This is a genomic window from Pseudomonas sp. M1 (assembly GCF_022760135.1).
Classification (GTDB): domain Bacteria; phylum Pseudomonadota; class Gammaproteobacteria; order Pseudomonadales; family Pseudomonadaceae; genus Pseudomonas; species Pseudomonas citronellolis.
Genome location: NZ_CP094343.1, coordinates 213757 through 238382, shown reverse-complemented (window position 1 = coordinate 238382; position 24626 = coordinate 213757). Strand labels below are relative to the sequence as shown.

General features: G+C 64.5%; 20 protein-coding genes and 1 tRNA gene. All 21 read left to right on the top strand.

Annotation, left to right across the window (positions count from 1 at the left end; translation table 11 throughout):
• Positions 1-118 precede the first annotated feature (118 nt).
• Complete coding sequence (locus PM1_RS01090) at positions 119-2428, top strand: LTA synthase family protein (protein WP_024128072.1); 2310 nt, start codon at positions 119-121, stop codon at positions 2426-2428.
• A gap of 291 nt (positions 2429-2719) precedes the next feature.
• Positions 2720-3493 carry an ABC transporter ATP-binding protein gene (locus PM1_RS01085; RefSeq protein ID WP_009613851.1) on the top strand — a complete coding sequence of 258 codons (774 nt, stop codon included), beginning with the start codon at positions 2720-2722 and terminating at the stop codon, positions 3491-3493.
• Between the two features lie 14 nt (positions 3494-3507).
• The gene (locus tag PM1_RS01080; RefSeq protein ID WP_009613852.1) at positions 3508-4260 is read left to right on the top strand and encodes an ABC transporter substrate-binding protein; all 753 of its coding nucleotides are present in this window, start codon (positions 3508-3510) and stop codon (positions 4258-4260) included.
• Positions 4261-4314: 54 nt separating this feature from the next.
• Positions 4315-5010 (top strand): ABC transporter permease, encoded by a 696-nt coding sequence (locus PM1_RS01075; protein WP_009613853.1) that lies wholly within the window; start codon positions 4315-4317, stop codon positions 5008-5010.
• The gene (locus tag PM1_RS01070; protein ID WP_009613854.1) at positions 5007-5699 is read left to right on the top strand and encodes an ABC transporter permease; all 693 of its coding nucleotides are present in this window, start codon (positions 5007-5009) and stop codon (positions 5697-5699) included. Before PM1_RS01075 ends, PM1_RS01070 begins: the two co-directional genes overlap by 4 nt.
• Positions 5700-5767: 68 nt before the next feature.
• Positions 5768-6979 (top strand): methyltransferase, encoded by a 1212-nt coding sequence (locus PM1_RS01065; protein ID WP_009613855.1) that lies wholly within the window; start codon positions 5768-5770, stop codon positions 6977-6979.
• 402 nt (positions 6980-7381) lie between these two features.
• Positions 7382-7852: a MarR family winged helix-turn-helix transcriptional regulator gene (locus PM1_RS01060; protein ID WP_009613856.1), complete on the top strand. Its 471-nt coding sequence runs from the start codon at positions 7382-7384 to the stop codon at positions 7850-7852.
• A 3-nt stretch (positions 7853-7855) separates the two neighbouring features.
• Positions 7856-9334, top strand: a complete 1479-nt coding sequence (locus PM1_RS01055) for an efflux transporter outer membrane subunit (protein WP_009613861.1) — start codon at positions 7856-7858, stop codon at positions 9332-9334.
• 12 nt (positions 9335-9346) lie between these two features.
• Positions 9347-10534 (top strand): HlyD family secretion protein, encoded by a 1188-nt coding sequence (locus PM1_RS01050; RefSeq protein ID WP_009613863.1) that lies wholly within the window; start codon positions 9347-9349, stop codon positions 10532-10534.
• 13 nt (positions 10535-10547) lie between these two features.
• Entirely contained in the window at positions 10548-12086 is a 1539-nt protein-coding gene (locus PM1_RS01045) for a DHA2 family efflux MFS transporter permease subunit (RefSeq protein ID WP_009613865.1), read from the top strand.
• Positions 12087-12157: 71 nt separating this feature from the next.
• Positions 12158-12233, top strand: a tRNA-Thr gene (locus PM1_RS01040).
• Between the two features lie 408 nt (positions 12234-12641).
• Positions 12642-13553, top strand: coding sequence for a glycosyltransferase family 2 protein (locus PM1_RS01035; protein ID WP_236695224.1), 912 nt, complete (start codon positions 12642-12644; stop codon positions 13551-13553).
• A 4-nt stretch (positions 13554-13557) separates the two neighbouring features.
• Positions 13558-14616: a dTDP-glucose 4,6-dehydratase gene (rfbB, locus tag PM1_RS01030; protein ID WP_009613869.1), complete on the top strand. Its 1059-nt coding sequence runs from the start codon at positions 13558-13560 to the stop codon at positions 14614-14616.
• Positions 14613-15521: a dTDP-4-dehydrorhamnose reductase gene (gene rfbD / locus PM1_RS01025; RefSeq protein ID WP_009613871.1), complete on the top strand. Its 909-nt coding sequence runs from the start codon at positions 14613-14615 to the stop codon at positions 15519-15521. The genes rfbB and rfbD overlap by 4 nt, the downstream gene beginning before the upstream one ends.
• The gene (rfbA, locus tag PM1_RS01020) at positions 15518-16399 is read left to right on the top strand and encodes a glucose-1-phosphate thymidylyltransferase RfbA (protein WP_009613872.1); all 882 of its coding nucleotides are present in this window, start codon (positions 15518-15520) and stop codon (positions 16397-16399) included. Before rfbD ends, rfbA begins: the two co-directional genes overlap by 4 nt.
• Positions 16399-16956: a dTDP-4-dehydrorhamnose 3,5-epimerase gene (gene rfbC / locus PM1_RS01015; RefSeq protein WP_009613873.1), complete on the top strand. Its 558-nt coding sequence runs from the start codon at positions 16399-16401 to the stop codon at positions 16954-16956. The genes rfbA and rfbC overlap by 1 nt, the downstream gene beginning before the upstream one ends.
• Positions 16953-17783: an ABC transporter permease gene (locus tag PM1_RS01010; protein WP_009613874.1), complete on the top strand. Its 831-nt coding sequence runs from the start codon at positions 16953-16955 to the stop codon at positions 17781-17783. The genes rfbC and PM1_RS01010 overlap by 4 nt, the downstream gene beginning before the upstream one ends.
• Entirely contained in the window at positions 17773-19140 is a 1368-nt protein-coding gene (locus PM1_RS01005; RefSeq protein ID WP_009613875.1) for an ABC transporter ATP-binding protein, read from the top strand. The genes PM1_RS01010 and PM1_RS01005 overlap by 11 nt, the downstream gene beginning before the upstream one ends.
• Positions 19127-21454 (top strand): methyltransferase, encoded by a 2328-nt coding sequence (locus PM1_RS01000; protein WP_009613876.1) that lies wholly within the window; start codon positions 19127-19129, stop codon positions 21452-21454. The genes PM1_RS01005 and PM1_RS01000 overlap by 14 nt, the downstream gene beginning before the upstream one ends.
• 31 nt (positions 21455-21485) lie before the next feature.
• Positions 21486-22871 carry a glycosyltransferase WbsX family protein gene (locus PM1_RS00995; RefSeq protein WP_009613877.1) on the top strand — a complete coding sequence of 462 codons (1386 nt, stop codon included), beginning with the start codon at positions 21486-21488 and terminating at the stop codon, positions 22869-22871.
• Positions 22837-24570 carry a rhamnan synthesis F family protein gene (locus tag PM1_RS00990; protein WP_152604434.1) on the top strand — a complete coding sequence of 578 codons (1734 nt, stop codon included), beginning with the start codon at positions 22837-22839 and terminating at the stop codon, positions 24568-24570. The genes PM1_RS00995 and PM1_RS00990 overlap by 35 nt, the downstream gene beginning before the upstream one ends.
• The last annotated feature ends 56 nt before the right edge of the window (positions 24571-24626 follow it).

Here is a 24626-nt window from a genome sequence, read left to right as displayed (position 1 = left end):
ATTTCCGTTGTCTACTGGCGCGTAGCACAACGTTTTTTCAGAATGATGACATTCCGGATGATTTCCGCCCGATGGATGGGATACTTTCAGGCCCTCGATGCCTGAAAAGGGAGTGCTCGTGCATCCTCTAAAACGCTGGTGGCAACAACGCGGCAACCTCGCGACGCTTGCCATCCTGTTCCTGGCGATCCCGCTGGCCAGCCGCCATGCCTTTGGCTGGGGCAACCTCTATGGCTACCTTTCGGATCTGGCCATCGGCAGCCTGCTGGTCCTGCTGCTGCACCGCCTGCGCCTGTTCGTAGCCCTGCCGATCATGCTGCTGTGGGCGCTGATGACGATCGGCAACGCCGAGCTGGTCAGCGCCGTGGGCCGCATGCCCGATCCCAGCGACCTGCACTTCATGGCCGACCCGACCTTCGTCGGCAACTCCACCCAGGGCGGCGGCATCGCCCACCCGTGGCTGGCCGGCGCGCTGCTCGGCGCCATCGTGCTCTGCGCAGTGCTGTGGCGGCGCCGCGAACAGCGCCTGTCGCGCTTCGCCTATGCCGTGCCGGTGGCCCTGCTGGGCGCCCACTTCGGCCTGCAGTACGTGATCCCCAACGACGTCGACGTGTGGAAGCAGTTCAACCTGCCGCACCGCCTGCTGGCCGGCGTCGCCAGCCAGGGCCAGCTCGCCGCCGAGGACTGGCTGGCCGGCGACCAGGGCGACACCCCGCCCGACGTCACCGGGCTGACCCAGCTCGACCTCTCCGGCACCCCGCTGCTGTCCGGCCCGGGCACGGCGAAGAACGTGCTGATCATCACCATGGAAGGCATTCCCGGCGCCTACGTGGCGACCAACCGCGCGGCGCTGAGCAGCAGCTACGAAGAATCCATGATGCCCAGGCTCAGCGCCTGGGCCGAACGCTCGATGACCACCCCGGACTACGTGGTGCACAGCCACCAGACCATCCGCGGCCTCTATGCCCTGCTCTGCGGCGACTACAGCAAGCTGGACAACGGCACACCCAAGGGCGTCGAGCTGCTGTCCAACCCCGGCCGCGCCGCCGAGTGCCTGCCGGCGCAGCTGCGCCAGCACGGCTTCAGCACCCACTTCCTGCAAGGCGCCGGCCTGCGTTTCATGGCCAAGGACAAGGTGATGCCGGCCATGGGCTTCGACAAGACCCTCGGCCGCGACTGGTTCAAGAAGAAGCCCTACCTGGAGTTCGCCTGGGGCATGGATGACAAGGCTTTCTTCGAGGGCGCGCTGGACTACGTCGGCGAGCTGCGCAAGAACAAGAAGCCGTGGATGCTCACCCTGCTCACCGTCGGCACCCACCAGCCCTACTCGGCCACCCCGGAATATCTGGCCAAATACCCCACCCCGCGCCAGGCCGCGGTGGGCTACCTGGATGACGCCGTCGACGCCTTCCTCGCCGGTCTGGAGAAACAGGGCGTGCTCAAGGACACCCTGGTGATCGTCACCTCCGACGAATCCCACGGCATCGACAACGTGCGCCTGGCCTCGTCCTGGGGCCTGAACCTGGTGCTGGCCCCCGAGCAGGCGGCGCTGCCGCCGGTGAAGAGCGGTGTCTACGGCCACGTCGACATGGACGCCTCGATCCTCGACTACTTCGGCTTCACCCCGCCGAAGGACGTTTCCGGCCGCTCGCTGTTCCGCGAGTACGACAAGGGCCGCGAGATGGTCTCCTTCACCAACGGTATGCTGCGCTTCCACGACGGCAAGCAGACCTTCACCGAATGCGACTTCCAGCAGGTCTGCCGGCGCTACAAGAGCGATGGCTTCATCGCCGACAGCGCCCAGTTCGTCGGCCGCTTCAGCGGCCGCGATGCGCGCCTGGTCGCCGCCCGCGCGGGCATCCTGGATCATTCGGTGATCGGCAACCCGATGGGCCGCGAATACCAGTTCGCCACCCAGGAGAAGATCCGCATCAAGCCGCAGGTCACCAACGAGTACACCGACAACCTGATCGGCGCCCAGTACCTGGAGTTCCCGGCCGACAGCCACACCACCGTGAGCCTGAAGATCCGCGCGCTGCAGATGGACAAGGCCGGCGCCAGGGTGCAGCTGAAGACCCGCGAGTTCGAGCGCCCGGTGGACCTGGCGATCCCCGAGTTCCCGCTGCTGACCCGCGACAAGCCGCTGCAGGTGACCTTCGGCTTCGACAACGAGCGCGCGCGCAAGGCCTTCTCCTTCCACCTGCTGGCCGAAGGCAAGGGCATCATCGAGATCACCGATTTCCACGTGCAGACGCAGCCGCGCAAATCGGCCATCGACGCCAGCGAGCATCCCACCCGCCTGGCCGGCGGCAGCGTGCTGCCCGGCCCGCGCATCGGTGGCCGCCCGGCGCTGATGGCCGGCCAGCTCGACCAGCTCGACGAAGAGAGCCGCGACAGCAACGCCGCCGAGCCGCAGATCACCCAGTGAACCCGGGCCCCGACCAATGTCGGGGCCTGCGGTCTTTTCCCCCGCCGGCGAAGCTGGCACTATCGCGCCCCGCGTTTCGCCGGCCCCCTCGCCAGGCTTCCGGGCCCCCGGTGTTCAGCCCAGGCGACAAGGCACTGCGGCAATGCGACAAGATGCCACCATCCAGGCCCGGCGCGGCCCCCGGACGCTTGGCGCCCCCCGGGTCGCGTGATAGGTTGCGTTCGCCAGGAAGGCCCTACCCCCTGCCGCGGCGCGCCGCGAAGCATCCGAACAACAATAGAGGAGCCCCCAATGGCCGAGGCCATACCCGTACTGGAAATCCGTAACCTGCACAAGCGTTACGGCGACCTGGAAGTGCTCAAGGGCATTTCCCTGACCGCCCGCGAAGGCGACGTGATCTCCATTCTCGGCTCCTCGGGCTCCGGCAAGTCGACCTTCCTGCGCTGCATCAACCTGCTGGAAAACCCCCACCAGGGCCAGATCATCGTCGCCGGCGAAGAGCTGAAGCTGAAGAAGGCCAAGGACGGGGCGCTGGTCGCCGCCGACAATCGCCAGATCAACCGCCTGCGCAGCGAGCTGGGCTTCGTCTTCCAGAACTTCAACCTCTGGCCGCACATGAGCATCCTCGACAACATCATCGAGGCGCCGCGCCGCGTGCTGGGCAAGAGCCGCGCCGAAGCCATCGAGATCGCCGAGGCCCTGCTGGCCAAGGTCGGCATCGCCGACAAGCGCCACAGCTTCCCCGCGCAGCTCTCCGGCGGCCAGCAGCAGCGTGCGGCCATTGCCCGCACCCTGGCCATGCAGCCCAAGGTCATACTGTTCGACGAGCCCACTTCCGCACTGGACCCGGAGATGGTCCAGGAAGTGCTCAACGTGATCCGCGCGCTGGCCGAGGAAGGCCGCACCATGCTGCTGGTCACCCACGAAATGAATTTCGCCCGCCAGGTTTCCAGCGAGGTGGTGTTCCTCCACCAGGGCCTGGTCGAGGAACAGGGTTCCCCCGAGCAGGTCTTCGGGAACCCGCAGTCCGCGCGCTGCAAGCAGTTCATGTCCAGCCACCGCTAACGGAGCAACTTTGCATGAAGAACTATAAGAAGATCCTTCTGGCCGCTGCCGCCACCCTGGCCTTCGGCGCCCACGCGGTCGCCGCCGAGAAGCTGCGCATCGGCACCGAAGGCGCCTACCCGCCCTTCAACGGCATCGACGCCAGCGGCCAGGTGGTCGGCTTCGACCTCGACGTCGGCAAGGCCCTGTGCGCCAAGATGAAGGTCGAGTGCGAGGTGGTCACCTCCGACTGGGATGGCATCATCCCGGCGCTGAACGCCAAGAAGTTCGACTTCATCGTCGCCTCCATGTCGATCACCGACGAGCGCAAGCAGGCGGTGGACTTCACCAACCCCTACTACACCAACAAGCTGCAGTTCGTGGCGCCCAAGTCGGTGGACTTCAAGACCGACAAGGGCTACCTGAAGGGCAAGGTGATCGGCGCCCAGCGCGCGACCATCGCCGGCACCTGGCTTGAGGACAACATGTCCGACACCGTCACCATCAAGCTCTACGACACCCAGGAAAACGCCTACCTGGACCTGTCCTCGGGCCGCCTGGACGGCGTGCTGGCCGACAAGTTCGTGCAGTACGACTGGCTCAAGAGCGACGCCGGCAAGGACTTCGAGTTCAAGGGCGAGCCGGTGTTCGACAACGACAAGATCGGTATCGCCGTGCGCAAGGGCGACCCGCTGCGTGACAAGCTGAACGCCGCCCTGAAGGAAATCGTCGACGACGGCACCTACAAGAAGATCAACGACAAGTACTTCCCCTTCAGCATCTACTGATGCCAGCCCGGCGCGCCCTGTGACCCAGGGCGCGCCCCTTCAGGCGCGATCCCCATGATTTTCGACCTGCACGGTTTCGGCCCGCAGCTGGCGGCCGGCACCCTGATGACGCTCAAGCTGTCCCTGGCCGCGGTCTGCCTCGGCCTGCTCCTCGGGCTGCTCGGCGCCATCGCCAAGACCTCGAAGAATGCCTTGCTGCGCATGCTCGGCGGCGCCTACACCACCCTGGTGCGCGGCGTGCCGGAAACCCTCTGGGTGCTGATGATCTACTTCGGCACCGTGGCCGGGCTGAACGCCCTGGGCGACCTGTTCGGCAAGCCCGACCTGGCCCTGAGCCCCTTCGCCGCCGGCACCTGCGCCCTAGGCCTGTGCTTCGGCGCCTACGCTACCGAAGTCTTCCGCGGCGCCCTGCTGGCCGTGCCCAAGGGCCACCGCGAGGCCGGCCAGGCGCTGGGCCTGTCCGCCCCGCGGATCTTCTGGCGCATCGTCCTGCCGCAGGTGTGGCGCGTGGCCCTGCCGGGCCTGGGCAACCTGTACCTGATCCTGCTCAAGGACACCGCCCTGGTCTCGCTGATCACCCTCGACGAGATCATGCGCAAGGCCCAGGTCGCCTCCAACGCGACCAAGGAGCCCTTCACCTTCTACATGACCGCCGCGCTGATCTACCTGGGCCTGACCGTGTTCGTCATGGCTGCCCTGCACTTCCTGGAGCGCCGCGCCGGCCGAGGTTTCGTGAGGAACGAGCTATGACCGACATGGAGCTGATCCTCAAGTGGCTGCCGAAGATGCTCCAGGGCGCCGGGCTGACCCTTGAGCTGCTGGCCTTCGCCGTGGTCGCCGGCCTGGCCCTGGCCGTGCCGCTGGGCATCGCCCGCGCCTCGCGGCACTGGTACGTGCGCGCGCTGCCCTACACCTACATCTTCTTCTTCCGCGGCACCCCGCTGCTGCTGCAGCTGTTCATCGTCTACTACGGCCTGGCGCAGTTCGACTCGGTGCGCCAGGGCCCGCTCTGGCCGTACCTGCGCGACCCATACTGGTGCGCGCTGCTGACCATGACACTGCACACCGCGGCCTACATCGCCGAGATCCTCCGCGGCGCCATCCATGCCATCCCGGTGGGTGAAGTGGAAGCCGCGCGGGCCCTGGGCATGTCGCGCCGCCAGGCACTGCTGCATATCATCCTGCCGCGCGCCGCGCGCATCGCCCTGCCGGCCTACAGCAACGAGGTGATCCTCATGCTCAAGGCCAGCGCCGTGGTCTACACCGTGACCCTGTTCGACATCATGGGCATGACCCGCACCATCATCGCCCGCACCTACGAGGCCATGCTGTTCTTCTGCCTCGCCGGGGTGTTCTACCTGGTCATCACCCTGGTCCTCACCCGCCTGTTCCGCCTCGCCGAGCGCTGGCTGCGGGTGGACTCCATGCAGGGGCGCTGACTGGCGCTTCCCGGACGTGGCGGGGCCGCTATAATCGCCGCCCCGCCACTCATCCCCAGCGCACCGCCGTGGCCAACCGCCTCACCGACGACGTCCTGCTCCAGCGCTTCCAGGCCCTGGACGCCTTCCTGCTCGCCCACCAGGGGCTGTGGCGGCCCAAGCCCTTCACCCTGCTGGAACTGTCCTGGGAAGCCGAACACCGGGAACTGGCCACCTGGCTGCGCGGGCGCGACCTGGAACAGGCCGACGCCGCGCACAACCAGCCCGAACGCCTGCCCGCCCCGGCGCCCTTCCCGGAGCTGGCGAACCGCGCCGCGCAACTGAGCGAAGTCGAGGACCTGCCGTCCCACCCGCTGCCCAGGCTGCCGGCGCAGTTCCAGGTCGACGTGCCTGGGCGCAAATGGCAGCAGATCGAAGCCTTCGCCAGCCGCATGGACTTCGCCACGCCCTCCGTGCAGTGGCTGGACTGGTGCGCCGGCAAGGGCCACCTCGGACGCCTGCTGGCCCATGGCGGGCAGCCGCTGCTGAGCCTGGAGCGCGACCTCGCGCTGGTCGACGACGGCCAGCGCCTGAGCGACCGCCTGGGGCTGCGCGCCATGCACGTCGAGCAGGACGTGCTCGCCGAGGGCGCCGCCCGCTACCTGCAGCCCGGCCAGACCGCCGTGGCGCTGCACGCCTGCGGCGACCTGCACGTCCAGTTGCTGCGCCTGGCAGCAAGTAAGCGCTGCCGGCAACTGGCGGTGGCGCCCTGCTGCTACAACCGCATAACCGGCGAGCACTACCAGCCGTTATCCACAGCCGCGGGTGCTTCCCGCCTGAAGCTGGATCAGGACGACCTGCGCCTACCGCTCGCCGAGACGGTCACCGCCGGCGCCCGGATACGGCGCCAGCGCGACAACTCCATGGCCCGGCGCCTGGCCTTCGACCTGCTGCAGCGCGAACTGCGCGGCGAGGACAGCTACCTACCGGTGCCCTCGGTGCCCGCCGACTGGCTGCACAAACCCTTCGCCGACTACTGCCGCGACCTGGCCGCGCTCAAGGGCCTGCCCCGCCCCGCCGAGCGCAACTGGAGCGCGCTGGAGGCCCAAGGCTGGCGGCGCCTGGCCGAGGTGCGCAATCTCGAACTGGTGCGCGGCCTGTTCCGCCGCCCGCTGGAACTCTGGCTGCTGCTCGACCGCGCGCTGTTCCTCGTCGAACAGGGCTACCGGGTACGCCTGGGGCGCTTCTGCGCCAGCCAGGTCACGCCGCGAAACCTGCTCATTCTCGCCGAGCACGTCTAGTACGAGCGTTCCAGAGAGAAGCCCACAGAACCTGTGGATAACTCTGTTGAGAACACCGGGAAAATCGCTCACGCGGCCCGCTGCTGGCCTGTCGGCGCGGCTCTGTTCGAATTTTGAACAGACCAGATAATTTCTTTTAAAAACATACTCTTAGGGAAAAACTGAAAAACGCTGAGGCTTTTTTAGCACTAGCCGCCAAGCCATGCCCCGGCATTGTGCATAAGCACTGCTGCCGGGGCCGCGTCGCACACCGAGCGGGCACATCCTGTTTCGCGGAACGCTCGCATAATGCTTTCAGGAACGGATTGTTGCCCATTTGCAACAATCCGCTATTTGTCATTAGCTGCCTAGGCAGTATTATTTCGAAACAGATTTCCTGCCTAGACAGTTATTAGCCTTGCCATGGATCACTACCGCGTCACGGACTTCCCGTTCAGGGGCTCGATCGGCCAGTTGCTGGGGCTGGCGGCCATCCTCAAGGACCGCCTGCTGGACAAGCACCTGATCCACCTGGACATCACCGCCGCGCAATTCAAGGTGCTGTTCTTCATCGGCCAGAACCGCGCCAACACCCCGGGCGAGCTGTGCCGCGAGCTGTCCATCGACAGCGGTTCGATGACGCGTATGCTCGATCGCCTGGCGAAGAAGGACCTGCTGCTGCGCCAGCCCTGCCCCAACGACCGGCGCAGCGTGCGCCTGCAGCTCAGCCCCGCCGGCGAGGCGGTGAACGCCCAGGCGCCGCAGATCGCCGTGCGGGCGATGAACGAACTGGTCGGCTGCCTCAACCCCGAGGAACTGCTGACCCTCACCCGGCTGCTGGACAAGATCCTCGCCAGCCATGGCGTCGCGCCCGGCGCGACCCAGGAGAAGTAGGCCATGCGTGCATTCCGCTTACCCGCCGCCACCCTGCTGGCCAGCGCCGTGGCGCTGGCCGGCTGCGTCAGCTCCTCGGGCCTGGCGCCCAACGGCAAGGCGCTCGACAGCGCCTCGCTGCAGGCTGGCCGCAGCCTCGACGGCACACCGCTGTCCAGTGCCGCCTGGCCACGCCGGAACTGGTGGAGCAGCCTGGGCGACGCCCAGCTCGACAGCCTGATCGACGAGGCCCTGAAAGGCGCACCGGACCTGCAGATTGCCGACGCCCGCGCGCGCCAGGCCGCCGCCGCGGCCAACGCCGCCGATGCCGAGCGCATGCCCACGTTCAATGGCAAGGCCAGCTATGCGGGCATCCGCGCGCCCACCAGCGTGCTCCCCGCGCCAACGGGCGGGCATTATTCGGCGGTGAAGTACCTGTCCCTGGGCTTCAACTACGATTTCGACCTCTGGGGCGGCCAGCGCGCCGCCTGGGAAGCCGCCCTCGGCCAGGCCAACGCCGCCGAGGTGGACCGCCAGGCCGCGGCCATCACCCTCTCGGCCAACGTCGCCCGCGCCTATAGCGAGCTGGGCCACGCCTTCGCCGTGCGCGACCTGTCTCGCGACGAGCTGGAACGCTCGCAGCGCCTGTTCGAGCTCAGCCGCAAGCGCATGGACGCTGGCCTGGACAGCAAGGTGCAGTTGCAGCAGACGCAAACCCAGGTGGCCAGCGCCCGCCAGCAGCTGGCCGCCGCCGAACAGCAGATCGCCAGCGACCGCATCGCCCTGGCCGTGCTGCTCGGCCAGGGGCCGGACCGCGGCCTCGACCTGCAGCGCCCGCAAGCGCTCAAGGCCGACGCGCTGAGCCTGCCGCCGAACCTGCCGGCGGAACTGCTCGGCCGCCGCCCGGACATAGTCGCCGCACGCTGGCGCGTCGAGGCCGCGAGCAAGGACATCCAGGCGGCGAAGACGCAGTTCTACCCGAACCTCAACCTGGGCGCGATGGTCGGCCTGGCCAGCATGCACACCAGCGACCTGCTGGAGGCGCCGAGCCGCTTCTTCCAGGTCGCCCCGGCCATCTCCCTGCCGCTGTTCGACGGCGGCCGCCTGCGCGCCAACCTGGCCGGTAAGGACGCGGACTACGATCTGGCCGTGGCGCAGTACAACAAGACCCTGGTCGGCGCCCTGGGCGAGGTCAGCGACGACCTCAGCCAGCTGCGCTCGCTGGAGCAGCAACTGGTCGACCAGCGCGAGGCCCGCGACATCGCCAGGTCCAACTTCGAACTGGCCATGCGCCGCTATGGCGAAGGCGTCGGCAACTACCTCGACGCCCTCAGCGTGCAGCAACAGCTGCTGCTCGCCGAGCGCCAGCTGGCCAACCTGGAAGCCCAGCGCATCGACCTCTCCGTCCAGCTGGTGCAAGCCCTGGGCGGCGGCTTCCAGGCCGACTCCGTTCCCCCGTCTTCCGCCCCGCTCGCCCAGGCGGGCGCAGCTGCCGTGCACTAAGAGGCAACCGCCATGACCACCGATACCCAAGAAACCACCGGCGGCAACCCCCAGCGCAAGCGCTGGCTGCTGATCCTGCTGGTCGTCGTCATCCTCGCCGGCATCGCCGCGGCGCTCTGGGAGTTCCTCTACGGGCGCTGGCACGAAGACACCGACGATGCCTACGTCAACGGCAACGTGGTGCAGATCACCCCGCAGATCACCGGCACCGTGGTCAGCATCGGCGCCGACGACGGCAACCTGGTGCACAAGGGCCAGGTGCTGGTGAAGTTCGACCCCAGCGACGCCGACGTGGCCCTGCAGCAGGCCGAAGCCAACCTGGCGCGCACCGTGCGCCAGGTGCGCGGGCTGTTCAGCAACGTCGACGGCTACAAGGCCGACGTCGCCGCGAAGAAAGTCGCCCTGGCCAAGGCCGAGGCCGACTTCAAGCGCCGCCAACACCTGGCCGACGACGGCGCCATCTCCCGCGAGGAGCTGGCCCACGCCCGTGACGCGCTGGACACCGCGCGCAGCTCGCTGACCAGCGCCGAACAGCAGCTGGACACCAACCGCGCGCTGGTGGACGACACCGTCGTCGCCTCCCACCCCGACGTCAAGGCGGCCGCCGCCAAGCTGCGCCAGGCCTACCTGGACGACGCCCGCGCGGTGATAGTCGCGCCGGTGACCGGCTACGTGGCCAAGCGCACCGTGCAGGTCGGCCAGCGCGTGCAACCGGGCACCGCGCTGATGGCGGTGATCCCGCTGGAGCAGGTGTGGATCGACGCCAACTTCAAGGAAACCCAGCTGCAGCACATGCGCATCGGCCAGCCGGTGGAGATCCGTTCCGACCTCTACGGCAGCTCGGTCAAGTACCAGGGCAGCGTGGAAAGCCTGGGCGTCGGCACCGGCAGCGCCTTCTCCCTGCTGCCGGCGCAGAACGCCACCGGCAACTGGATCAAGATCGTCCAGCGCGTGCCGGTGCGCATCCGCGTCGACGCCAGGCAACTGGACGAGCATCCGCTGCGCATCGGTCTGTCGATGGACGTCAACGTCGACCTGCACGACCAGAGCGGCCCGGCGCTATCGCAGCAACCGCCGAAGGAAGCGCTGTTCTCCACCGACGTCTACCAGCAGCAGCTGGCCTCGGCGGACCAGCTCATCGAGCAGCTGATCCACGCCAACATGGCCGACGGCCGCGGCCGCAGCACCGCCGCGCGCTGAGCCCGGAAGCATCATGAGCGAGAACAGCAGCAACGGCGCCTTCAGCCCGCCCAGCCTGGTGATGGCCACCATCGGCCTGTCCCTGGCGACCTTCATGCAGGTGCTGGACACCACCATCGCCAACGTCGCCCTGCCGACCATCTCCGGCAACCTGGGGGTGAGCGCCGAGCAGGGCACCTGGGTGATCACCTCCTTCGCGGTGAGCAACGCCATCGCCCTGCCGCTGACCGGCTGGCTGAGCCGCAAGGTCGGCGAGGTGCGGCTGTTCATCGCCGCCACCCTCCTCTTCGTGATCGCCTCCTTCCTCTGCGGCGTGGCCCAGCAGATGGGTACGCTGGTGGGCTTCCGCGCCCTGCAGGGCTTCGTCGCCGGGCCGCTGTACCCGATCACCCAGACGCTGCTGATCTCCATCTACCCGCCGGCCAAGCGCGGCATGGCCCTGGCGCTGCTGGCGATGGTCACGGTGGTGGCGCCCATCGCCGGGCCCATCCTCGGCGGCTGGATCACCGACAGCTACAGCTGGCCGTGGATCTTCTTCATCAACGTGCCGATCGGCCTGTTCGCCGCCTTCGTGGTCTACCAGCAACTGAAGAAACGCCCGGTGGTGATCAAGCACGCGCCCATGGACTACATGGGGCTGATCCTGCTGGTCCTCGGCGTGGGCGCGCTGCAGATCGTGCTCGACAAGGGCAACGACCTGGACTGGTTCGAATCGAACTTCATCGTCGGCGGCACCGTGGTGTCGGCCATCGCCCTGGCGGCCTTCGTCATCTGGGAGCTGACCGACAAGCACCCGATCGTCAACCTGCGCCTGTTCGTGCACCGCAACTTCACCTTCGGCACCCTGGCGCTGGTGGGCGGCTACGCCGGCTTCTTCGGCATGAACCTGCTGCTGCCGCAGTGGCTGCAGACGCAGATGGGCTACACCGCCACCTGGGCGGGCCTGGCCGCGGCGCCGATCGGCATCCTGCCGGTGTTCCTCTCGCCGCTGGTCGGCCGCTACGCCAACAACTTCGACCTGCGCATCCTCGCCGGCCTGGCCTTCCTGGTGATGTCCGTCACCAGCTTCATGCGCGCCGCCTTCAACACCGAGGTCGACTACTACCACATCGCCCTGGTGCAGACGCTCATGGGCCTGGGCGTGGCCTTCTTCTTCATGCCCATCCTCAGCATCCTGCTCTCCGACCTGCCGCCGGACCAGATCGCCGACGGCTCGGGCCTGGCCACCTTCCTGCGCACCCTGGGCGGCAGCTTCGCGGCCTCCCTCACCACCTGGATCTGGGATCGCCGCGCCACGCTGCACCACGCCCACCTGACGGAAAGCCTGAGCACCTACGACCCAGCCACCCGCGACGCCCTGGACCTGCTCGGCGGCGCCAACCAGCACGGCGCGGCCATGCTCGACCGCATCGTCGAAGGCCAGGCCTACATGCTCTCCACGGTGGAATACTTCACCCTGCTCGGCTGGCTGTTCCTGACCCTGCTGGCCATCATCTGGCTGGCCAAGCCCCCCTTCGGCGCCAAGCCGGGAGCGGCCGCCAGCGGCCACTGAGCGAACGGGCACCGGCTGAAAAATCAGAGGTTTACACCGCCCGGCGCGTGGCTATAATGGCGTCCCTCCTTGCCGGTATAGCTCAGCTGGTAGAGCAACTGACTTGTAATCAGTAGGTCCCGGGTTCGACTCCTGGTGCCGGCACCATCTTTCTCAAGACGACTTGGGCTCACCTTCGGGTGGGCCCAAGTCGTTCTTGCCGCAAGGAAAAGCTCTATCTCCGAGGTTGTACCGGCGAAGAAACTTTTTGCCTTGAGTGGAATCTAATTACGCCTTATAGATGCCGCTGAGTTTCGCGTCCTTCTCAGGTCCATCCGCCGTCCAGCAGCCTAGAATAGCCAGAGTGTGTTTACGGGTTTACTCCCCAGGTCCGATGCATATAATTGCCGCCTTTTCCACCAGATCGCCCAGATCGGCAGCTGTCCCGCACCTGCCGGCACCCCATGGATGGCGGATTCGCAAGAACCGGATGGATTCGCCGGAGGCACTGTGTTGACTTCTTCGCCCTCTGCATCACCCCCAAAGGGGCAGAGTTCGCCTTCCGCGTCCGAGCGGGTGGCCATCCTGCTGTCGACGTACAACGGCGAACGCTTTCTCGCCGAACAACTCGACTCCCTGATCGCCCAGACCCACAAGGACTGGACGATCTATGCCTCCGACGATGGCTCCAGCGATGCGACATTGGACATCCTGGCGAAGTACCGTGCGCAGCTTGGCGATGACCGCCTCGTCATTGTGCAGGGCCCCCGCCAGGGGTTCGCGGCGAACTTCCTGAGCCTGCTGGCCCGGGAAGAAATCCAGGCCCCTTATTTCGCTTTCTGCGACCAGGATGACCTCTGGATCCCCGAGCGACTCGCGATGGGGCTGGACTGGATGCGCGGCCTTCCCGCCGATCGCCCGGCGCTTTTCTGCTCCAGGACGCAGCTCATCGACAGCGGTGGCAAGCCCATTGGGCTGTCGCCCCTGTTCCTGCGCCCACCGACTTTCGAAAACGCCCTGGTGCAAAGCATCGCGGGCGGCAACACCATGCTGTTCAATGCATCGACCCGGGAGTTGTTGCGACAGACGCCGAAGGGCGAACACATCATTTCCCACGACTGGTGGACCTACCTGCTGGTGACCGGTTGTGGTGGCCACGTGTCCTACGATCCGCGGCCGACGGTCGATTATCGTCAGCATGGCCGAAACCTTGTCGGCTCCAACGCAAGCCTTCAGGAGCGTGTCGTGCGGGTATGCAAGATGTTCAAGGGCACCTTTCGTGAATGGATGGATGCCAACCTGCACGCCTTGACGGTTTTCCGCCCCCACCTGACCCCGGATCACCAGTTGACCCTGCAGCTATTCGAGCAGGCCCGAGCATCGGCACTTCCCAAGCGCCTGCAACTGATCCGAAAATCTGGCGTCCACAGGCAGTCTCCACTGGGTACCCTGGGCCTGACCGCCGCCGCCATCCTCCATAGGATTTAATACAATGACCATCCTCGTGACCGGCAGCGCCGGCTTCATCGGCGCCAACTTCGTTCTCGACTGGCTGGCAGGCAATGACGAAAAGGTCATCAGCCTCGACAAGCTGACCTACGCCGGCAACCGCCAGAACCTGGCCAGCCTGGACGGTGACGAGCGGCACGTATTCGTGCACGGTGACATAGGCGATGGCGAACTGGTCTCCCGCCTGCTGGCCGAGCACCAACCCCGCGCCATACTGAACTTCGCCGCTGAATCCCACGTCGACCGCTCCATCCACGGCCCGGAAGACTTCATCCAGACCAATATCGTCGGCACCTTCCGCCTGCTGGAAGCGGTGCGCGCCTACTGGAACGGCCTTGGCGACGAGCCCAAAGCCGCCTTCCGCTTCCTCCACGTCTCCACCGACGAGGTCTACGGCTCGCTGGGCCCGAACGATCCGGCCTTCCGCGAAAGCAACAAGTACGAACCGAACAGCCCCTACTCGGCCTCCAAGGCCGCGTCCGACCACCTGGTCCGCGCCTACCACCACACCTACGGGCTGCCGGTGCTGACCACCAACTGCTCGAACAACTACGGCCCCTATCACTTCCCCGAGAAGCTGATCCCGCTGGTCATCCACAACGCCCTCGCCGGCAAGCCGCTGCCGATCTACGGCGACGGCCAGCAGGTCCGCGACTGGCTGTACGTAAAGGACCACTGCGCCGCCATCCGCCGCGTGCTGGAAGCCGGACAACTGGGCGAGACCTACAACGTCGGCGGCTGGAACGAGAAAGCCAATATCGACGTGGTCCATACCCTGTGCGACATCCTCGACCAGGAGCAGCCGCGGACCGACGGGCGGAGCTACCGCGAGCAGATCACCTTCGTCAAAGATCGCCCCGGTCATGATCGCCGCTACGCCATCGACGCCACCCGCCTCGAACGCGAGCTGGGCTGGAAACCGGCGGAAACCTTCGAGACCGGCATCCGCAAGACCGTGCGCTGGTACCTGGACAACCAGGCCTGGGTGAACAACGTCACCAGCGGCGCATACCGCGAATGGGTAGGTAAGCAGTACGCATGAACAAGATTCTTCTACTCGGCGCCAACGGCCAGGTCGGCTGGGAACTCCAGCGCGCCCTCGCCCCCCTGGCGCAACTGGTGGTCTGTGACCGGCAACGGGCCGACCTGAGCGACCTTGCGGGGCTGGCCCGGCTGGTCGCCGAAGAACGTCCCGACGTGATCGTCAACGCCGGCGCCTACACCGCGGTCGACAAGGCCGAAAGCGACATCGACGCCGCCCGCCGGATCAATGCCGAGGCAGTCGCGACTCTGGCCCAGGCTGCGCGGGAAATCGATGCCTGGCTGGTGCACTACTCCACCGACTACGTCTTCGACGGCAGCGGCGACACGCCCTTCGAGGAAGACGCCGCCACCGGCCCCCTGGGCGTCTATGGCCAGACCAAGCTGGAAGGCGAGCTCGCCATCCGCGAGAGCGGCTGCCGCCACCTGATCTTCCGCACCAGCTGGGTCTATGCCGCGCGCGGGGCGAACTTCGCCAAGACCATGCTGCGCCTGGCCAAGGAGCGCGACGAACTGCGCGTCATCGCCGACCAGGTGGGCGCACCGACCAGCGCCGAACTGATCGCCGATGTCACCGCCCTGGCGCTGCTGCGCCTGGCCCATGATGCCGGCCTGCGCGAACGCGTCAGCGGTACCTATCATCTGGTCGCCAGCGGCGAGACCAGTTGGCACCGCTATGCCCAGTTCGTCATCGGCGAAGCCATCCACCTGGGCGCCGGCCTGCGCGCCACGCCAGAACGCATCGCCCCCATCGCCACCAGCGAATATCCGCTGCCGGCGAAACGCCCGGCCAACTCGCGCCTGGCCAACGACAAGCTGCAACGCACCTTCGGCCTGGTACTGCCCACCTGGGAGTACCATGTCCAACGCATGATCCGGGAACTGGTAGACCAGGGAGCAATATGAAACGCAAAGGCATCATCCTCGCCGGGGGTTCCGGCACCCGCCTGCATCCGGCGACCCTGGCCATCTCCAAGCAGTTGCTGCCGGTCTACGACAAGCCGATGATCTACTACCCGCTCAGCACCCTGATGCTGGCGGGCATCCGCGACATCCTGATCATCTCCACCCCGCAGGACACCCCGCGCTTCGAGCAACTGCTCGGCGACGGCAGCCAGTGGGGCCTGAACCTGCAGTACGCCGTGCAACCCTCCCCGGACGGCCTGGCCCAGGCGTTCCTGATCGGCGAGGAGTTCATCGGCAACGACCTCTGCGCCCTGGTGCTGGGCGACAACATCTACCACGGCCACGACTTCCAGGAACTGCTGGTCAGCGCCATGCAGCGCACCTCCGGCGCCAGCGTGTTCGCCTACCACGTGCATGATCCGGAACGTTACGGCGTGGTTGAGTTCAATGCCGACGGCAAGGCCATCAGCCTCGAAGAGAAGCCGGCCAAGCCGAAGTCCAGCTACGCGGTGACCGGCCTGTACTTCTACGACAACCAGGTGATCGACATCGCCAAGAACATCAAGCCCTCCGCCCGTGGCGAACTGGAGATCACCGACGTCAACAAGGCCTACCTGGAAGCCGGCAAGCTTTCCGTGGAGATCATGGGCCGCGGCTACGCCTGGCTGGACACCGGCACCCACGACTCGCTGCTGGAAGCCAGCCACTTCATCGCCACCCTGGAAAACCGCCAGGGCCTGAAGGTCGCCTGCCCGGAAGAGATCGCCTTCCGCCAGAAGTGGATCAGCGCCGAGCAGCTCGAAACCCTGGCCGTCCCGCTGGCCAAGAATGGCTATGGCCAATACCTGAAACGCCTGCTGGTCGAGACCGTCTACTGATGAAAGCTACCCGTCTTACAATCCCGGAAGTGGTCCTGATCGAACCCAAGGTCTTCGGCGACGACCGCGGCTTCTTCTTCGAAAGCTTCAACCACCAGCAATTCGAGGAAGCCATCGGCCGGCCGGTGAAGTTCGTCCAGGACAACCATTCGCGCTCCTCGAAGGGCGTGCTGCGCGGCCTGCACTACCAGCTCCAGAATCCCCAGGGGAAACTGGTGCGCGTGGTCAACGGCGAAGTCTTCGACGTCGCCGTGGACATGCGCCGCTCCTCGCCGACATTCGGCAAATGGGTAGGCGCCCTGCTGAGCGCAGAGAACAAGCACCAGCTGTGGGTACCGGAAGGTTTCGCCCATGGCTTCGTGGTGCTATCGGACTCGGCGGACTTCCTCTACAAGACCACCGACTACTACGCACCGCAGCATGAGCGCTGCCTGGCCTGGAACGATGCCGAGGTGGGCGTGGACTGGATGCTCGAGCGTCTCGGCGGCGTCAGCCCGCAGCTCTCGGCCAAGGATCAGGTTGGAAATCCGTTCGACAAGGCCGAATACTACCCATGAATCCCCACGCCGCCGCCCCCCTGTCGCCCCGCTCAATGCTCAGCAGCATCTGGGGCAACTGGCAACTGATCATTCAGATGACCCAGCGCGAGGTGATCGGACGCTACAAGGGCTCCGTCATGGGGCTGCTGTGGTCGTTCCTGAACCCCCTGTTCATGCTCACCGTCTACACCTTCGTGTTCTCGGTCGTGTTCAAGGCTCGCTGGGGGGGAGGCGAAAACGAGACCAGAGCGCAGTTCGCCGTGATCCTGTTCGCCGGGATCATAGTCCATAGCTTGTTCGCCGAAGTGCTCAATCGCGCTCCTGGCCTGATTCTGGGTAACGTGAACTACGTGAAGAAGGTGGTGTTCCCGCTGGAGATACTACCCGTCATCAGCCTTGGCGCAGCGCTCTTCCACTGCCTGATCAGCGTGCTGGTGCTGTTGGCAGCGCAGCTCCTGCTCTCCCACGAGATCACCTGGACGGTCGTGCTGCTGCCCGTGGTACTGATGCCCCTGGCGATCCTCACGCTGGGCCTGGCCTGGCTGCTGGCCTCCCTGGGCGTATATTTGCGCGACGTGGGGCAGACGATCGGCATTATCACCACGGTGATGCTGTTCCTTTCCCCGGTGTTCTTCCCGGTCACCGCCCTCCCCGAGCACCTGCGGCCGATGATGATGCTCAACCCCCTGACATTCATCATCGAACAGAGCCGGGAGGTATTGATCTGGGGACACCTTCCCAACTGGCACGGCCTGGCTCTCTACACCATGGCCGCAATCGCGAGTGCCTGGCTGGGTTACGCCTGGTTCCAGATGACGCGCAGGGGTTTTGCGGATGTCCTCTAACGATGTAGCCATCCGCGTCAGCGGAATCAGCAAGTGCTTCAGCATCTACGGCAAGCCACAGGATCGCCTGAAACAGGCGCTGGTTCCCCGTCTGCAGAGGTTGCTCGGCAAGCCGCCGAAAACCTACGGACGCGAGTTCTGGGCCCTGCGCGACGTCAGCTTCGAAGTAGCGCGTGGCGAAACGGTGGGCATAGTCGGGCGCAACGGCTCGGGCAAGTCGACACTGCTGCAGATCATCTGCGGCACCCTGATGCCGACCAGCGGCAACGTCGAGACCTTCGGCCGGGTAGCCGCGCTCCTGGAGCTCGGGTCGGGCTTCAACCCGGAGTTCAGTGGACGCGAGAACGTCTACCTGAACGCTTCGGTGCTGGGCCTGAACCGTGAGGAGGTGGACGAGCGTTTCGACAGCATCGCCGCCTTCGCCGACATTGGTGAGTTCATCGACCAGCCGGTCAAGACCTACTCCAGCGGCATGTCGGTTCGTCTGGCGTTCGCCGTCCAGGCCCAGATAGACCCGGACATCCTCATCGTCGACGAAGCCCTCTCGGTGGGCGACGCGCGCTTCCAGGTCAAATGCTTCGAACGCCTACGCCAACTCAAAGAGAATGGCACCAGCATCCTGTTGGTCAGCCACTCCAGCGAACAGATCGTCACCCACTGCAACCGTGCCATTCTGCTGGATTCCAGTCAGGTTCACATGGCTGGCGAGCCGCGCAAGGTGATGAACCGCTACATGGACCTGCTCTTCGGTCGCGACAAACGCTCAGAAGCGGTGCAGCCCGATGCTCCTGACGAGGCCGCCGCCGAGCTTCCGACCGAAGCCGCCTTGCCCAGCCAGGTCAGCCTGGATCAGGACCTATACTCGACACGGCAGCACTACAACCCCCACGAGTACCGCTGGGGCGACGGTGCCGCCACCATCCTCGATTTCGATCTCCGGGCCGACGGCAAGCCGTTCTCCCACAGCGTGGACCCTGGTGCACGTATCACCCTGGACATCGCCATTCGCTTCAACCACCTGGTGGTCAACCCGATCCTCGGCTTTAACGTGAAGACCACCGAGGGGGTAACCATTTTCGGCACCAACTCCTACCTCCAGGAATGTACACAGTTCCAGGCCCAGGGCGAGGAAGGCACGGTAGTGACCGCCAGGCTGCAGTTCCACAACCGTCTGACCTGCGGCGACTACTTCCTGTCCCTGGGCATCGCCTCTCGTCAAGGTGAGGACGTCATTCCCCACGACCGCCGCTATGACTCGATCCACCTCGTGGTCTCCCCGACCAACGCCATCTATGGCCTGGTGGATCTGGCGCTGAACATGGAAATCGCTCAGGTACCCGTTGATGCTGCAACTTGAAACTCTAGGCTACGTCTTCAACGAGTCCCTGCGGCTCTGGTCGCGCCCCGATTACCCGGGGATCGACTACAGCGACGGGGATGCCGCCGAGCAACGCCTGGCCAGGATCGTCGGCAGTGCCAATGACCTCTCGACCTTCTCCAGCGAACTGCGTAATCAGTGCCTGGACTGGCTGACCATCTATCACTTGAGTTCCCAGCGCGGCAACGTGCTGCGCCCGTTCGAGCGCCAGCTCAAAGGACGAGTCCTCGAGATAGGCGCGGGCTGCGGGGCCATCAGCCGCTTCCTCGGAGAGAATGGTGGGCAGATTCTCGCCCTGGAAGGCAGCCCCCGAAGAGCGGCTATCGCCGCGAGCCGCACCCGCGACCTGGAAAACATCACGGTGCTGGCCGAGCGCTTCGACGATTTCCACTGCGGGGAGCAGTTCGACGCAATCACTCTGATCGGCGTCCTGGAATATGCCAGCATGTTCAGCACCGGCGACACGCCGGCCCTGAACATGCTCAGCAAGGTGCGACAGTTGCTGAAGCCCGATGGCCACCTGTTCATCGCCATCGAGAACCAACTCGGCCTGAAGTACTTCGCAGGCGCACCGGAGGATCATCTGGGCGTCGCCATGTACGGCATAGAAGGTCGATATCGGCCCGGCCAGCCACAGACCTTCGGGCGCCACGCTCTGGCCGAACTGGTCGGCCGGGCCGGATTCTCCACCCTGGAGTTCCTCGCGCCATTCCCCGACTACAAGGTACCGCGCTCAATCATCACCGAACGCGGTAGCCGCGAGCCTGGTTTCGACGCAGCCGCGTTGGCCTGGCAGAACCTTAGGACCGATCCCCAGCTTCCCGCCTCGACCCATTTCAACCTGCAGCGCACCTGGCCCACGGTATTCGACAACGACCTGGGAATCGATCTGGCCAACTCGTTTATCGTGGTCGCTTCGCCAGGAGCCCGAGGCGCCGTCGACGACGAGGTTCTCGCCTATCATTACACGACCGACCGGAACGCCCCCTTCTGCAAGGAAGCGACTTTCGTACGGGAGCAGAGCGGCAAGACCCGGGTTCGCTACCGCAAGCTGTCGGAGCAGGCGAACGTCATAGCCGAGGCCCCCTTCCGCTTCGAACTACCGGCCGAGGACGACTATCGCGTCGGCCGTCTGCTTAGCCAGGACTTCTTCGAACGCCTTGCCGCGCCGGACTGGACCATCGAACAGATCGCCAGCCTGATCCGGGACTACCTTCGCCACCTCGAAACGCTGCTCGAGCAGCTCGGCGAGGCCAGCCACCTGGACCACAGCAAGGCACAACTCCCGGGGCGCTTCATCGATGCGCTACCGCACAACATCGTGCTGACCGACGAAGGCGTCCCGCAACTGTTCGATATCGAATGGGTCGCCCAAGATGGCGTCGAGCTGGGGCACATTCTGTGCCGCGGCCTGTTGCTGCTGATCGGTCAGGCGAACAATCTCGCCCCGCCCGACGGGATACTGGAGATCAGCCGTCAGCAGTTGGTGGAGCGCCTCCTGGAGGCTGCCGGAGTCCCACTGGGTGAGGGAGACTTCCAGCGCTACCTGGCGCAGGAGAGTGCCTTCGTACGCTCGGTGCTGGGACTGCCCGAAACCATTCAGGACATCTGGCGTTCCGACGAGCTGCTGACCACGCCCTCGAAGAGGCAGACCTGCGTCTACTACTGTGCCAGCGCGGAAAGCTTCGACGAAATCCGTAGCGCGCGCCACGCGCTACGCGACGGCCGCCAGCAGGTCCGCCTGCACCTGCACGCCGCCGACAACGACATCGGCCAGTTGCGCTTCGACCCCGTCGCGGAACCGGGCTGGTTCATCCTCCACGAAGTCAACATCCGGACCCCGGACGGCCAAGACCTCTGGCGCCTTTCGGAGCAAGACCAGGCGCCGTACAGCTGGGGGATCCACCAGGTCGCCGGCGCACAGCCGGACCAGTGGCTGTATTACGCAGTGAACGACGACCCGCAAATGACCCTGCCAGTCCCAGAGGGACAGCGCAGCCTAGTCATAGATGTCGACATCGAGTTGCTGGGCGAGGAAAGGATCGTCGATCGTCTGCGCGCAGCGAACCACCGGATCGGCGCCGTGGAACACCAGCTCTCCCAGGCAGAGGCCCTGAAGGCCGGCGTCGAGCAGCAGAAAGCGCAGCTGGAGCGGCAGGCTGCAGAACTGAACGAGCGCTACCAGCGCGTCCTGGGCGAGAACGAGGCCATCAAGGCGTCCCGGACCTTCAAGGCCCTGCAGAAGGTCGCCCGTGTGAAGAACCTGGTCCGGGCACGTCCCGTCAGCAAGTAGCGATTATCCGAAATTCCGTGAAGGCCGATAAATGACCGAAGCAAAGAACGACCCCTCCTTCGCCGCCCTATCCCGGCGCGATAGCGATACTGCGAACGATATGCTGCAGGACCAGGCGAAACTGCTCGCCTTCTACTTGCCGCAGTATCATCGGGTGAAGGAAAACTCGGAATGGTGGGGTCCAGGGTTCACCGAATGGACCAACGTGGCTCGCGGCCGGCCGAATTTCGACGGCCACTACCAGCCGCACATCCCCCGCGATCTCGGCTTTTACGACCTGTATCACCCAGACGTCATGTACGAGCAGGCGGAAATGGCCAAGCTGTATGGTCTGCACGGCTTCTGCTTCTATCATTACTGGTTCAGCGGACGCCGAATCCTTGAGCGCCCCGTCGACAACTTCCTGAAGACCGACATCGATATCAACTTCTGCCTCTGCTGGGCCAATGAGAACTGGACCAGAACCTGGGACGGTGACACCAAGAGCGTCCTGCTCGCCCAGAACTATGCGGAAGATGACGACGCCAAATTCATCGAATCGCTGCTTCCCTATTTCAACGACAAGCGCTACATCCTCGTAGATGGCAAGCCCTTGCTCGTCGTCTATCGCGCCAAGGATATCCCGGCCCCCTCCGCGAGCTTTGCCAAATGGCGCCAGCTTGCCCAGGCACATGGTTTCCCGGGCCTGCATATTGCTGTAGTGGATTTCTATGACATCACCACAGCTACCGAGGTGGATGCCGACGCTCTGGTGGAATTCCCGCCCCACAAGTTCAACGGCCCCGGTAGTACGCCGGACAGGTTCCCAGAAATCAGAAATCCAGAGTTCGCTGGCTCCATTGTCGACTACAACAAGGTAATCGCCCAAAGCCTTAACCGCGAGGTACCGCCATTCAAGTTGTACCGCGGCATCATTCCCAGCTGGGACAATACTGCACGTCGACAGAACACACCGACAACCATTATCAACGCCAATCCGGAGTCCTATGGCGAATGGTTGCGTTATCTACGTGCCTATACCCGCCAGCATCTCCCCTCCAACGAGGATAATTTCATCTTCATCAATGCCTGGAACGAGTGGGGAGAAGGCTGTCACCTGGAACCCGACCAGAAATGGGGCCTGCAATACCTCGAACAGACGCTGAAGTCATCCTACTACGGCGAAGCGGAGAACGACCTGAATACCCTCCGCAAGGTACAGATCGAAAGGGTCGCCCAGATTCAGGCACGTAACCAGGCGAGTACCTCGCCAAGTTCACAGATCACGCCATCGGCCATAACTCAGCAACTGAACGATTACCAGCCACGTCCACACAGTGCCACCGCGCACATTGCGGCACAGCGCCTCAACCAATGGCCACTGCTCTATAAGGTCGCCCGGCTTGGCTACCGCGCACTTCGTCGTATCAGGGGCTGAAATGGTCAGGAGCGTGGCCGTCGTTGCCCATTTCGACGTCAACAACGTACTGGAGGAAAACTTCCGACAGGTCATCAGTTGCCTCAGCCAAACGTTCGACGCCGTCATCCTGGTTTCAACCAGCGACTTGATGCCTGCTGAAACATCCTCACTGGGGAAGAATGTCACGATCATCCTCAGGCCGAACTTCGGTTATGACTTCTACAGCTATCGGGTCGGTGTTCAGCATGCATTGCAATATGCAGAGCTCGAGCACTTGGTATTGGTGAACTCGAGCTTCGTCATCAGTAGCAGCGCCATCTTCTCGCGAACACTGCAAGCGCTGCTGTCTCAGGCTTCGCAGTATGACGTCGTTGGCATCACCGAATCGCGTCAATTCCACTGGCACCTGCAGTCGTACTTGCTGCTGCTGTCGCGCCGCATGTTCCGCGCGCCAGGTTTCGCCGCGTTCCTTGAGGGAATTCGTCCACTCAACTCGAAGTTCGAAGTCATCCTGGCCTATGAGCTAGGGCTTTCCAGGCTGATCGATGAGATGCAGCTGAAAGCCTGCGCGCTCTTCCAACCGGATAGGCAGACACGGCTGACAGCCTACTGCAACTGGATGCGAGTTCTACTGCGCGACGCCAGCATCTCCGACTTGGTCAGGCTCAAACCGTTGCGCCACCTCCGTGAAGTCAACTGGACTCACTTCGGTGCGACACAGATCGCACAGGAGTTCGGCCTGATCAAAGCCGAGGTGTTGCGCAACAATCCTCATCGGATTCAGGCCAAGAGCATTCTCGACAGTTGCACCACGGAGTCCCGGAACAGCATTCAATTGCTGCTGGAACACTCGAAAAAGCACTACAGCACCGACAGCTCCGGCCTCTCCACTCTCCAATCAGCCGCACCGGGAGTCCCGGTGATTCGTACACTTAGCTACGGTCGTCCAGGGGCCAGGGGCGTCAGGATCGCAGTGGTGCTGCACCTGTACTACGTCGACCTGATCGGAGAAATATGTTCCTATCTGAAGAACATCGTTGAGCCCTTCGATCTATACATCACTACTCCGTTCGAGGGTGACATCAAGGAAATCCTCGACCGTTTCAGCCTGCTAGCACATAGCGTGACCGTCTGTGTGACGGAGAATCGCGGCCGTGATATCGGCCCCTTCGTCGCTCTGTACCGCAGTGGACGGCTCGACGGCTATCTGGCGGTGCTGAAACTGCACTCTAAGAAGAGTAAGTACAGCGACCTCGGCAGTACCTGGCGCAACAGGCTCTATAACAGCCTGGCAGGAGACTCATTGACAGTACGAAGGACTATTCACCTCTTCGAAGACTCATGCATCGGCATCATTGGGCCCCATTATTACTACTTGAGTCACGACAGTTTCTGGGGCGCCAACCAGATAATGGTGGAGCGACTTCTACGAGCAGTCGGCGCTCTGGAAGAGGAATCCCGGGCACAGCTGGGCTTTTTCGCAGGCTCCATGTTCTGGTTCAATCCAGCAGTTCTCAAGCCAATCAAATGCCTGAACGATGACGAACTGCTATTCGAACCGGAATCAGGAATGCAGGACGGAACGTTAGCGCACGCCATCGAGAGAATTTTTTGCGAGCTGGCCAGGAATCGGGGCTACATTACAAGCAGCCTAGAGCTGGCAGGACGAGAGATCAACGAGACTGAAACCTCGAAAAATCGGGTCCCGGTTCTCTGAACCAACCTAAGGGCCACCGTCCAACTATGATGAGGTGCTAAATAGAAGTAGCACCT